At 67.2% G+C, this 11,194-nt stretch carries 11 protein-coding genes; 3 read left to right on the forward strand and 8 right to left on the reverse strand.

Annotated elements, in window-relative coordinates; translation table 11 throughout:
* Positions 1-16 precede the first annotated feature (16 nt).
* Complete coding sequence (locus CFB45_RS27205) at positions 17-787, forward strand: ABC transporter substrate-binding protein (protein WP_089428202.1); 771 nt, start codon at positions 17-19, stop codon at positions 785-787.
* 78 nt (positions 788-865) lie between these two features.
* Here CFB45_RS27205 and CFB45_RS27210 read toward each other — a convergent pair whose 3' ends face one another.
* Positions 866-1,249: a hypothetical protein gene (locus tag CFB45_RS27210; protein ID WP_089428203.1), complete on the reverse strand. Its 384-nt coding sequence runs from the start codon at positions 1,247-1,249 to the stop codon at positions 866-868.
* 203 nt (positions 1,250-1,452) lie between these two features.
* On the opposite strand from CFB45_RS27210, the gene CFB45_RS27215 reads away from it, so the two are divergent.
* On the forward strand, positions 1,453-1,974 hold the full coding sequence (locus CFB45_RS27215) for a GNAT family N-acetyltransferase (RefSeq protein ID WP_089428204.1): 522 nt from the start codon (positions 1,453-1,455) through the stop codon (positions 1,972-1,974).
* A gap of 145 nt (positions 1,975-2,119) precedes the next feature.
* On the opposite strand, the gene CFB45_RS27220 is transcribed toward CFB45_RS27215, so the two are convergent.
* From CFB45_RS27220 to CFB45_RS27240, 5 genes are all read right to left on the reverse strand, one after another.
* On the reverse strand, positions 2,120-2,584 hold the full coding sequence (locus CFB45_RS27220; RefSeq protein WP_089428205.1) for an Ivy family C-type lysozyme inhibitor: 465 nt from the start codon (positions 2,582-2,584) through the stop codon (positions 2,120-2,122).
* Positions 2,585-2,668: 84 nt separating this feature from the next.
* Positions 2,669-4,141, reverse strand: coding sequence for an amidohydrolase family protein (locus CFB45_RS27225; RefSeq protein ID WP_089428206.1), 1,473 nt, complete (start codon positions 4,139-4,141; stop codon positions 2,669-2,671).
* Between the two features lie 56 nt (positions 4,142-4,197).
* On the reverse strand, positions 4,198-5,676 hold the full coding sequence (locus CFB45_RS27230; protein WP_089428207.1) for a sodium:solute symporter family protein: 1,479 nt from the start codon (positions 5,674-5,676) through the stop codon (positions 4,198-4,200).
* On the reverse strand, positions 5,673-5,885 hold the full coding sequence (locus CFB45_RS27235) for a DUF3311 domain-containing protein (RefSeq protein ID WP_089428208.1): 213 nt from the start codon (positions 5,883-5,885) through the stop codon (positions 5,673-5,675). The genes CFB45_RS27230 and CFB45_RS27235 overlap by 4 nt, the downstream gene beginning before the upstream one ends.
* A 37-nt stretch (positions 5,886-5,922) precedes the next feature.
* Positions 5,923-7,050: a porin gene (locus tag CFB45_RS27240; RefSeq protein WP_144025249.1), complete on the reverse strand. Its 1,128-nt coding sequence runs from the start codon at positions 7,048-7,050 to the stop codon at positions 5,923-5,925.
* 489 nt (positions 7,051-7,539) lie between these two features.
* Between CFB45_RS27240 and CFB45_RS27245 the strand changes: the two genes are divergently transcribed.
* Positions 7,540-8,868 (forward strand): MFS transporter, encoded by a 1,329-nt coding sequence (locus CFB45_RS27245; RefSeq protein ID WP_089428210.1) that lies wholly within the window; start codon positions 7,540-7,542, stop codon positions 8,866-8,868.
* Positions 8,869-8,999: 131 nt separating this feature from the next.
* Here the strand turns inward: CFB45_RS27245 and CFB45_RS27250 are convergent, their stop codons facing one another.
* Together CFB45_RS27250 and CFB45_RS27255 are read right to left on the reverse strand one after the other, a co-directional pair.
* Positions 9,000-10,010, reverse strand: coding sequence for a 3-hydroxybutyryl-CoA dehydrogenase (locus tag CFB45_RS27250; RefSeq protein WP_089428211.1), 1,011 nt, complete (start codon positions 10,008-10,010; stop codon positions 9,000-9,002).
* Positions 10,007-11,122, reverse strand: a complete 1,116-nt coding sequence (locus tag CFB45_RS27255; protein WP_089428212.1) for an NAD/NADP-dependent octopine/nopaline dehydrogenase family protein — start codon at positions 11,120-11,122, stop codon at positions 10,007-10,009. The genes CFB45_RS27250 and CFB45_RS27255 overlap by 4 nt, the downstream gene beginning before the upstream one ends.
* Positions 11,123-11,194: the final 72 nt, after the last annotated feature.

Consider the following 11,194-nt stretch of genomic DNA (forward strand, 5'->3'; position numbering starts at 1 on the left):
GGTATTGGAGACAGACATGAAAAAGCTCGTCCTGGCCGTGGCGCTCGCGCTGACGGCCGGCGCCGCCGCCGCGAAAGACCCGGCGGTGCTGCGCCTCGGCGTCGACCCCAGCTATGCGCCGTTCGAATCGCTCGCGCCCGACGGCAAGCTCGTCGGCTTCGACATCGATCTCGGCAATGCGATCTGCGAACGGATGAAGGTGCGCTGCGTGTGGGTCGAGAACGCGTTCGACGGGATGATCCCCGCGCTGAAGGCGCGCAAGTTCGACGGCGTGCTGTCGTCGATGAGCGTGACCGAGAAGCGCCTCGCGCAGATCGCGTTCACGGACAAGATCGACAACGTGCCGCCCCGGCTCGTCGCGCGGCGCGGCTCGAACCTGCAGCCGACACCCGAATCGCTGCAGGGCAAGAGCGTCGGCGTCGAGCAGGGTTCGACGCAGGAAACCTATGCACGGACGTACTGGGAGCCGAAGGGCGTGATCGTCCGCACGTACCAGACGCAGGATCTCGTCTACCAGGACCTGCTGTCGGGGCGGCTCGATGCGTCGCTGCAATCGTCGGTGCAGGCCGACCTCGGTTTCCTGAAAACCGCGAAGGGCGTGAACTTCGAATTCGCGGGGCCGCCGCTGCATGACCCGAAGACGCTCGGCGTGGGTTCGGCGATCGGCGTGCGCAAGGATGACGACGCGCTGCGCACGCAGATCAACCAGGCGCTCGCGAGCCTGATCCAGGACGGGACGTACCAGCGGATCGCGAAGAAGTATTTCTCGTTCGACATCTACAACTGACGGGAACGAACGGGCAACGCAAAGCGGTGTCACGCAGGCGTGCGCGACACCGCTTGTTCGTTGACCGAATGATTTCGACTACGCCGCGCGCTGCAACAGGTCGGTGGCGAACGACTTCGCGTGCGCGACGGCTTCCTGCGCATCGCCGAACACACCGAGTTCATCCCAGTGTTCCTCGGCCGCGTACGTTCCCTTCACGGCGAGCGCCCGCTGAACGCTCAACTGCGCGGCGTATTTGCCGTCCTGCAACGGCCGGGCGGTTGCCACCACCTTGTGCGGCGGGCTGGCGCGCTCCGGCTGAACCAGTTCGACGGCGCCGCCGGCCACGTCGACGTACATCAACTCGTTCCGGGTGTTGCAGTCCGGGCAGTAGAAGCACCACCCCGCGTCCTCCTGATGGGGCCTGACCTGCCCGCGAGCCAGCACGGCGCGGCATGCAACGTTTTCGCAGATGAACGGCATGGCAGTCTCCGAAGTTGTTTGTCGGAAATCCTAGCATGTCCGTCGGCCGTCAACCACCGGCATCATCAGGATTGCCTTGCGGTGGATCAGGTCCGGGCTTATACGCCCTTGATACGACTTACACGCAGGTCGACCCGGCGCTCGCAAGCCTCGCGTCAGCCGGGATAAACTGTCTGCCCGATCCACGAACCCAGCCATCCTCCATGTTGATCCGCGTTGCCACGCCGTCCGATGCCATCCCCCTTGCCGAACTGAAGCGCGACACGTTTCGCGAAACCTTTCTGCAAGACGGATTCAATATCGACTACCCGCCGCACGATCTGGCTGCGTACGAGACCCAGGCCTACTCGGTGGAGACGGTCACGGGCCAGCTCAACGATCCCCAGTGCCGCACGTGGGTCGCCGAAAGCGACGATGGCCGGCTGGTGGGGTATGCGCACGCGGGGCCGTGCAAGCTCCCGCACCCGGAGGTTACCGACGGTGCGGGGGAAATCCATCAGATCTACCTTCGGCGCGGAACGCAAGGGACCGGCGCCGGGCGCGCGTTGTTCGATTCCGCACTGGATTATCTGGCAACGGCACGCCCCGGCCCGGTATGGCTGGGCGTGTGGTCCGGCAACGCGAAGGCGATCGCCTTCTATGAGAAGGCCGGTTTCAGCAAGGTCGGCACGTACGATTTCAAGGTCGGGGAAGCGACTGACCTGGAGTTCGTCTACCGTCGCTGACCTTCGCAGCGGCATGCCGGCCAAGCCGCGCCGGAGAAAGAAAAGGGGCGTCGCGCATGATCGCGCGACGCCCCTGCTTCACTTCGGCCGGCCCGTTCGGGCAGCGATGGCGATTGATGCGTGAACGGCCGTCAATCGGCCGGCGTCACTTGTAATTGAACGCGTCCGGGTGGTTCTCGAGGCTGCCCGTCAGCGCCGCATACAGGATCGTCCGTCCGTCGATCGATTCGCTACCGCCGCCGATATTGAGCCATGTCAGCTTCTCGGCGCCCTCCTTCGGACCCGCGACGGACAGCACCCCGTACATGACCTTCTTCTGCGGGTCGTATAGCACCGCGATACGCTCCGACCCGCAGTTGTGCGGCTTGCAGGCCGTCATCACGTAGACGTCGTGCCCGCCGAACACGACGGTGGCTCCCGGGGATTCGGTGCCTTTTGTCACCCATGCCGGCAACGCGTGACCTTTCTTCATCGCGGCGAACGCGTCGCTCGCCGCGCGATCGCCGGGGATGGCGCTCATCGTCCAGGTTTTCGTCGGCGCGGGGCCCGCGGCCCATGCGGCCTGGGCGAGGATCAGTGCGGCAGCGGCGAGGGGAATCCTGACGTTCATTTATCCATACTCCTGTCAATGTGGCGATTGCTTAGTCGCCGCCACACCGACAAGAGTTCGTCCCGCCGTGTCAATTTTTGTCAGTCAATAGTGACTCCGCCTCCACAATGTCTTCGGCTCGTCGAGCAGGTGACGCAACCCGCTGCGCTCGATCGTGAGTTCCGCGACTTCGTTCACCCGTTCGAGCACCGCGCCTTCGTCCACCGACAACACGCGCCGATCCTCCATCAGCACCCTTCCGCCGACCATCGTCATGCACACGTCGGCCGCGTTCGCAAAGCACGTCACGCGATACACCGGCATGTTCATCGGCATCATGTGCGGCCGGAACAGGTCGACGAGGATGACGTCGGCGAGCTTGCCGGCTTCGAGCGAACCGACTTCGTGATCGACCGACAGCGCCTTCGCCGCGTCGATCGTCACCATCTCCAGCACCTTGCCGTGCGGCAGCACGTCCGGGTCGCGGAAATGCCGGCGGTGGTAATGCATGCACTGCCACATGTGGCGGAACATGTCGTAGCCGCGATCGGGCGCCGCGCCGTCCGACGCGATCGCCACCGTCACGCCCGCATCGATCAGCTCGGGCACCGGGCAGCGCCCGATGATCGACATGATCGCGCTCGGGTTGTGGACGATCGCGGTGCCCGTCTCGACGCATGCCGCGATGTCGTCGTCGGTCAAGTCGATGCTGTGCGACATGAACGACGTCGGGCCGAGCAAGCCGAGTTCGCGATGCGCGAACGCGAGCGTGCCCGCGCGGTGGCCGTCCTGCGTGAACGTCAGCCCGCGCTCGCGCGCCAGCGCGCCGTAACGGGCGGCCTGGTCGCGGAAGTCGCGTTCGTACCGCGCGAGTTCGGGGTCGTGATCGGGCCCGTACACGGGCAGCGTGAGCGCGATGCGGATCCGGCCGTCGGCATCGCCGTGGCATTCGTCGATGATGCTTTGGCACACTGCGTACATCGTGTCGAAGCCGATGTCGCGCGTGTCGCTGCCGTCCGGCGTGTGGCGCGTGTAAGCACGCGGCGCGGGCGGCCGCGACGGGCCGACCGCGACGATCGAGCGCGTACCGGTGCGCACCACCGCATCGCAATGGCGCCGTGCGTAGACCGGATCGTCGACGCGCATGATCGAGTTGCCGCCGCCGAGCAGCGACACGCCCGTCGTCACGCCGGCCTTCAGCCGTTCGAGCGCGGCAAGGTGCGATTCGGTCTCCCAGAACGCCTCGTCGGACGCACGCGTGTAGATCGTCTCGGCCGCAGCCGACCATGCGTCGCCGTCCGCGCCGCCGATCGTGCGAAGCATCGCGTGGCCCGCGTGCGCATGCGCATCGATCAGGCCCGGCAGCACGGCCTTGCGGCGCGCGTCGATCGTGCGTGCGGCGCGGTAGCGGGCCTGCAGTTCATCGGTGCCGCCCACGGCGACGATGCGATCGCCTTTCACGGCCACCGCGCCATGCTCGATCACGCGCCGCTGCGGATCCATCGTGATCACGCAGCCATTCGCGATCAACGTGTCGATCGCTTCGCGGTTGTCCGCCTGGTTGTCCTCGGTCGTCATCGCACAGTATCCTGTTGTCGTTCGATTGATTTCATTGCCGTCCAGTCGTCCCGTCATCACGCGGAACCGACCGGCGCAGCAACCCGCGCCTTCAGCCTGCGCTGCCCCGCGCTGATCACGATGAACACCACCGCATTCACCGCAAGCGCGACGAGCCCGGGGTTGATCGACGTCAGCGTGTTCGACGCGCGCGGGAACAGCGACGCGAGCGTCACGCCATAGTAGTTCGTCATCGCGATCACGATCGCGCCGGCGACGATCCCCGCGAACGCACCTTCGCGCGTGCCGAACGGCCGCTTCAGGAAGCTCGACGCGAGCATCGGCACGAGCTGCGTGAGCAGGCTCGACGAGAAGATCGCGAGCGTGACGAACGTCGCGCCGCCGCGCAGCACGAAGTAGACGACCACCAGCGTGAAGATCGGCAGCGCGATCCGCGCAACGCGCGTCACCTCACGGTCGGTCGCATTCGGCGCGAAACCTTCGCGGTAGATGTTGCGCGCGATCGTCGTCGACGCGTTCAGCATGATCAGCGAACCCGGCACCAGCGCGGTCAGCAGGCCCGTGCCGCCGACGATGCCGACGAACCACGCGGGGAACGTCTGCTTCACGAGGCGCAGCAGCGCGAGATCGGCCTGCGCGCCTTCGAGCCCGTGCACGGTCATCACGGCCGCGAAGCCGACGAGGAACAGGAACGCGATCAGCACCTGGTACAGCGGCATCAGGATCACGTTGCGGCGCAGCGCGCGCTCGTCCTTCGCGACGTAGATCGCGGTGAAGCCGTGCGGATACAGGTAGTAGCCGAGCGACGTGAGCAGGATCGTCGAGTTGTACCAGCTCAGGTTGAAGCCGTGCGCGGGCATGCGCAGCAGTTCGGGATGCGCGGCGTCGAGCTTCGCGAACATCGCGCCGAGGCCGCCGTAGTAATGCATCGGCAGGTACAGGCCGAGGAAGATCGCGATCGCGAGGATCAGCACGTCCTTGAAGATCGCGATGCTCGCCGAACCGTGAATGCCCGACACGACCATGTACACGGCCATCAGCGTCGCGGCGATCCAGATCGCGGCCGCTTGCGGAATCAGCCCGTACGACATCTCCGACACGATCACGCCGAGCCCGCGCAACTGGATCATCAGCAGCGACACCATCGCGAACACCGCGACGACCGACACCAGCACGCCGATCGCGCGGCTGTCGTACTTCGCCGCGAAGTAGTCGGCGAACGATACGAGCCCGCGCGCCTTCGCGTAACGCCAGACGGCCGGCAGCATCCAGTAGCCGATCACGAACGCGAGGCAGCCGTACGACAGGATGTAGAACGCGGGCACGCCCTTGCTGTAGGTCCAGCCGCTCGCGCCGAGGAACGAGAACGTCGAGAACGCCTCGCCGGCCATCAGCAGGAACGTGAGCAGCGAGCCGAAGCCGCGCCCGCCGACCGCCCACTGCTCGAGCGTAAGCTTGCGGCCGCGGCGCGCCATCACGCCGATCGCCAGCGCGAACACGGCGAACGCCGCGATGATGAGGATCGATGCGTTCATCGCGCGTCTCCCGGGCGGCCGGGGCGGGCCGCGTCGCGCTCGTCGAGATGGAACAGGATCGCGAGGATCGCGGCGGTGGCCGCCATCCAGACCAGGTTCCACACGAGCAGGAACGGCAGCCCGAACAGCAGCGGCCGCCCCTCGGCGAGCGAGCCGCCCGCATACATCCCGACGAACGGCAACGCCGCCAGCAACAGTTTGAGTTTCATGAGTGCCTCCTCCGGAAGACGCGTATGCGTCAGGACATCAGAACTTCTGGCGGATGCCGACCACCACCGCCACCTGCGACGTCGTCGACGACGCGCTGTCGGTGCCGTCGATCCACGCCCGGCCGACACCCGACGACGCCTTCTGGTAGAAGCCGTTCACATACACGTCGGTGCGCTTGGACAGCAGGTACTGCACGCCGGCCGATACCTGGTGGTAGTGGCCGCTGTCGCTGGCGCGCGCGACCTGCGTATAGGTGTAGCCGGCCGCGGCCATCAGCGCCGGCGTGATCAGGTAGCGCAGGCTGCCTTCGTAGTTGTTGAAGCGCAGCGCGCCGCCCGTCGCCTGCCCGAAGTTCGAGCCCGTGTACAGCAGGCCGAGCGTAGCCGGCCCGATCGCGTAGCTGCCGCCCGCGCCCCAGATCTGCTGGCGGATCGCGTTCCCGAGGCTCGCGCCGAACACCGATTCCGACGCCGGATAGTAGTTGTCCGAAGCAACGGCGCCGCTCGTGCTGACCGCCGGATGGTTCACGCGCGCATACGCGGCGCCCGCGTTGAGCGGGCCGTTCACGTACGTGACGCCCGCGCTCCAGCTGTTGTCGTTCGCGAAGCCGGTCGAGTTCGAGAAGCCGTACACGAGATTCGCCTGCAAGCCCGCGATCGTCGGCGACAGGTACTTCACCGCGTTGTTGGTGCGGAACGTGTTGTTGATGTCGTCGTTGTCGAACGGGTGCGTCGAGTACTGCGCGAGGAAGCTGCTCATCTGCAGCGAGCCGAGGATGTCCTGCGTCGAGTTGTACTGGCGGCCGAGCGTCACCGCGCCCCAGTTCGCGCCGCTCAGCCCGACCCACGCCGACCGCCCGAACATCCGGCCGCCCTGGCCGAGCGCACCGTTCGCGACGTTGAAGCCGTTCTCGAGGCGGAAGTTCGCCTTCAGGCCGCCGCCGAGATCCTCGGTGCCGATCAAGCCCCAGCGCGGGCCCGATTCGTTGCCGCCGGTGAATTGCCACAATGCGTGGCCCTTCGCGTTGTTCGTGTAGGTCACGCCCGCGTCGACGATCCCGTACAGCGTCACCGTCGACTGCGCGTGCGCGGCGCCGGCAAACAGCATGGCGACCGCCACGCCCACGCGTGCGGCGCCCGTCTTCCCACCCTTCATTCGCACCATCTCCGTCTTCTCCTCTCCAAACCTGTTCATCGATGTGTTGTGTTTTTTTGATCCTGCCCATACGCACCGATCGGGTTGTATAGACAGTCGCTGGATGGTATCCAGCCGTAATCGCATCAAGAAATGAAATGTTCAACTGGGCGGCAGTTGAAAATCGAATGGCGGGGAGATGAGCGGGGACGGTGCGCCCCTGCAAGAGAAACGAAAGCGCGCACGCCCGCTGGACGCGGCGCGCTTTGCTCAGACGTGAATGGCCTGCGTAAGCAAGCTGACGAAACGGCGACAGGCGATGTGCCGATGTGGTTTTCCCGGATGGTGGGTGTGGCGCGGCGTCGAACGGATCCGTGCGCGGCCGCGCCCATCTCAATCATCAGCCGGAGTGATGACCCTCCCCTTTTTCTGCGGATTTGACCGGGGGCACGGTGCCGACAACACTAGCCCGCAGTGCTGCAAAGACGGCACGCGCCCGCCTCCCCTTCAGAGTCCGCCATGGTCCCGACCGACATCATGCAATCCCCGAGCGCCGCCCGGCCGCTCGCCGACCGGCAGCTGCGCCGGATCGTCATCGCCTCCGTCGCCGGCAATGCGATGGAGTGGTACGACTTCTTCGTGTACGGCACGGCCGCGGCGCTCGTGTTCGGCCACGTGTTCTTCCCGCCGGGTGCGTCGCCGCTCGCCGGTAGCCTCGCCGCGTTCGCGGCCTTCGCGCTGGGCTTCGTCGCGCGGCCGCTCGGCGGGATCGTGTTCGGCCACGTCGGCGATCGCTACGGGCGCAAGGCGTCGCTCGTGTGGACGCTGCTGATCATGGGCGCGTCGACCTTCGCGATCGGCCTGCTGCCGACCTATGCGCAGGTCGGCGTGTGGGCGCCGGCCGCGCTCGTCGTGCTGCGCCTGCTGCAAGGGATCGCGTCCGGCGGCGAATGGGGCGGCGGCGTGCTGATGATCAGCGAGAACGCGCCGCCGGAACAGCGCGGCTACTACGCCGCATGGAGCCAGCTCGGCGTGGGCGGCGGGTTCGTGCTGTCGTCGGCCGCGTTTCTCGCCGCGCAGGCGCTGCCGGACGACGCATTCCGCACCTGGGGCTGGCGGCTGCCGTTCCTCGCGAGCATCGCCATCTTCGCAATCGGCATCTATATCCGCCGCCATCTGCCGGAAAGCCGCGACTTCGAGCAGGCCGGCAAGCGCGGCGCGCACACGCACCTGCCGATCGTCGAATGCATCCGGCGCCATCCGAAGGAAATCCTGCTCGCGATGGGGCTGCGCGTGGCCGAGAACGGCGGCGCTTATATCTTCCTCGCGTTCTCGCTCGTCTACGGCAAATACGTCGGCATCCCGAACGGCGTGATGCTGACCGGCGTGATGATCGTCGAGATGGGCGCGATGCTCGCGTGGGGCAAGCTGTCCGACCGGATCGGCCGCAAGCCCGTGTACCTGATCGGCGCGCTGAGCCTCGTCGCGTGCGCGTTCCCGTTCTTCTGGCTGCTCGACACACGCGTGACGCCGCTCGTGTGGCTTGCGCTCACGGTCGGCACGGCAGTGAGCCACGGCGCGATGATCGGCACGCTGCCCGCGCTCGTCGGCGAGCTGTTCAGCACCGAGGTGCGGTACTCCGGCGTCGCGCTCGGGCATGAAGTCGCGTCGATCTTCGCGGGCGGGATGTCGCCGCTGATCGCGACCGCGCTGCTCGCGCGCTATCACGCGTCGTGGCCGGTGTCGCTGTTCCTCATTGCACTCGGCCTCGTGACCGTCGCGACGCTGTGCGTGATGCGCGAGACGCGCGTCGCGCCTGATGCCGGCACGCGCGGCGACACGGTGTGAGCGTGCGGCACGCGTCGGCCGCCTCCGCTTCCGTTCCCGTGCGCTTGCCAGCGGCTGTCGGACACACCGGCTCACGGTGCCACGTGCGCGCTTTCGTGGCACCGCGAGCGCACGCGACATCGACGTCCGGGCTACGCGTCCTGTCTGCTTCGCCCGCCGTCGAACACCGGCGCCAATCCCAGATGATCGAGCAGCCGCGCGAATTCGCCGAGCCGCTGCCGCATGTACGCGGGCACGTCCACGTCCGCATAGTCGTGGAAGCCGGCCCCCGTGCGCACGCCGTCGCACCCGGTTTCCATATTGCGCACGACGCTCGCGGCCGGCGCGAAGCGCGGGCCGATCTCGCCTGCCAGATACGTCGACGCGTAGTACAGGATGTCGCAGCCGCCCCAGTCGATGAATTCGAGCAGCCCGAGTACCGCGAAGCGCGGGCCGAAACCGGTGCGGATCGCCGTGTCGATGTCCTTCGCGCTTGCGACACCCTCCTCGACCATCCGCGCGGCCTCGTTCATCGCGAGCGCCTGGATGCGCGGCACGATGTAGCCGGGCGCCGGCCCGCAGATCACCGGCTTCTTGCCGACACGTTCGAGCAGCGCAGCGAGCGCATCGACCACCGACTGGCCGGTTGCGTCGCTGCGGCTGATCTCGACGAGCGGCATCAGCAATGCAGGGTTCAGCCAGTGCGCATTCAGCATTCGTTCGGGGTGCACGACGTGGCGCTGCAATTCGGTGACGACGAACGTCGACGTGGTCGATGCAATCGTTGCGCGCGCATCGACATGCTCGCCGAGCCAGCGCAACGCGTCGGCCTTCGCGTCGAGCACTTCGGGCAGCGCCTCGAACACGACCTCTGCATCACGCATGGCTTCCTCAGCGCCATCCCGAGAAACAATCGCGATGCGTGCGACGACCGCATCGGCCTGCGCGGCATCGATGCGTCCGAGCGCAACCTGCGCATGCAGTGGCCTGGTGATCTCGTCGCGCGTGCGATCGTCGAAGGCGCGTTGGCCAGCCGCATCGCGCCGCTTGAAGTCGATCAGCGTCACGTCGATTCCGGCAAAGGCAAACACGAGCGCGATTCCCTGCCCCATGCGCCCCGCGCCGAGCACGTGTACACGCGTCACATCGGCGGCCGCGCTCATGCTGATACTCCCGCGACTCCGTTGTCGAGCAGCGCACGCATCGCGTCCTTCGACAGCGCCGCGATCCCGAGCCGCTCCAGTGTGCGCCCTTCCGCATACAGGTCGCGCACCGCCACCGCGCTCGCGATGCTCAGCAACCCCTGCGCGACCGGCGTCGGCACGCCGGCCCAGCGCCCGCACGACACGATGAACGACAGCCCGAGCCGGGTGTCCTCGAGCATGTAGCGATGGGCACGCAGATCGATCTTCTCGCGCCAGTCGCCGCTATCGGTCAGCTTGCCGTGCGCGCCGCGCCCGTACATCCATTCGTCGCCTTCCGCCGCGTAGTGATCCGCGAGCGGGAAATGCGGCGCGCGGTAGCCGAGCGCTTCGCGCACCGCGATGCGCTCGGCATCCAGCGCGTTCGTCACGCGGCGGATCGACGGCTGCGTGCCTTCGTTGTGGATGTCCCATGCGTCGAAGTGTTCGAGCGGCCCGGCGTTCATCAGGATCAGCGGCGGATGGATCACCGGCCCCGCATTCATCAGCGCACCGGACAACGCATCCTCGACCGGCTCGACCGACGGATAGCCCGCACGCAGCACGTCGAACGCCCAGCCGGCCGCATTCGCGGGAAATACGCCGGTCGGCAAGCGTGTCGCATAGGCGCTGATCACGACGTCGTTGTCGCCATGCTTGCGCACGAGGTACGGCAGCGTGCCCGTCTCGGCGAACGCGACGCGCGAACGGTTGCCGGCGTCGGCCGCCGCCTGCGCGAACACGACGCTGCCGAACGTGCCGGGCGGCAGGAACACGACCTGGCCGTCCTCCAGCAACGGCGCGACCTGCGCGGCGAGCGCGTCATGCGACGTAGCCGGCAGCGGCACCACGACGAGTTGCGCACCGCGCAGCGCGGCCGCGAGCTCGCCGGTCAGGCGGATCGCACCCGGCGCATCGCCGAGCGGCACCGCGCGCGTGCCGCGATAGTCGGTCACGTTCAGCTCGCCGAGCTCGCGCAGCCGTGCATGCGGCTCGCGGTCGCGCCGCCACCACGTCACGTCGTGGCCCTTTTCGAGCAGGTCGATCGCCGCCGCATGGCAGCCGTGGCCGCCGCCCAGAACACATACCTTCATCGTCTTCTCCCGGTGATTGAGTGTTTCCGAGACTACGCGGCCGCCCCCGCCGCGTCGCTTCAAAACGCGCAA

Source organism: Burkholderia sp. HI2500, from assembly GCF_002223055.1.
Classification (GTDB): domain Bacteria; phylum Pseudomonadota; class Gammaproteobacteria; order Burkholderiales; family Burkholderiaceae; genus Burkholderia.

Excerpts from the sequence above, each read along its gene's own strand:
- CFB45_RS27205 (WP_089428202.1), top strand. The coding sequence starts at position 17 with ATGAAAAAGCTCGTCCTGGCCGTGGCGCTCGCGCTGACGGCCGGCGCC.
- CFB45_RS27210 (WP_089428203.1), bottom strand. The coding sequence starts at position 1,249 with ATGCCGTTCATCTGCGAAAACGTTGCATGCCGCGCCGTGCTGGCTCGC.
- CFB45_RS27215 (WP_089428204.1), top strand. The coding sequence starts at position 1,453 with ATGTTGATCCGCGTTGCCACGCCGTCCGATGCCATCCCCCTTGCCGAA.
- CFB45_RS27220 (WP_089428205.1), bottom strand. The coding sequence starts at position 2,584 with ATGAACGTCAGGATTCCCCTCGCCGCTGCCGCACTGATCCTCGCCCAG.
- CFB45_RS27225 (WP_089428206.1), bottom strand. The coding sequence starts at position 4,141 with ATGACGACCGAGGACAACCAGGCGGACAACCGCGAAGCGATCGACACG.
- CFB45_RS27230 (WP_089428207.1), bottom strand. The coding sequence starts at position 5,676 with ATGAACGCATCGATCCTCATCATCGCGGCGTTCGCCGTGTTCGCGCTG.
- CFB45_RS27235 (WP_089428208.1), bottom strand. The coding sequence starts at position 5,885 with ATGAAACTCAAACTGTTGCTGGCGGCGTTGCCGTTCGTCGGGATGTAT.
- CFB45_RS27240 (WP_144025249.1), bottom strand. The coding sequence starts at position 7,050 with ATGGTGCGAATGAAGGGTGGGAAGACGGGCGCCGCACGCGTGGGCGTG.
- CFB45_RS27245 (WP_089428210.1), top strand. The coding sequence starts at position 7,540 with ATGGTCCCGACCGACATCATGCAATCCCCGAGCGCCGCCCGGCCGCTC.
- CFB45_RS27250 (WP_089428211.1), bottom strand. The coding sequence starts at position 10,010 with ATGAGCGCGGCCGCCGATGTGACGCGTGTACACGTGCTCGGCGCGGGG.
- CFB45_RS27255 (WP_089428212.1), bottom strand. The coding sequence starts at position 11,122 with ATGAAGGTATGTGTTCTGGGCGGCGGCCACGGCTGCCATGCGGCGGCG.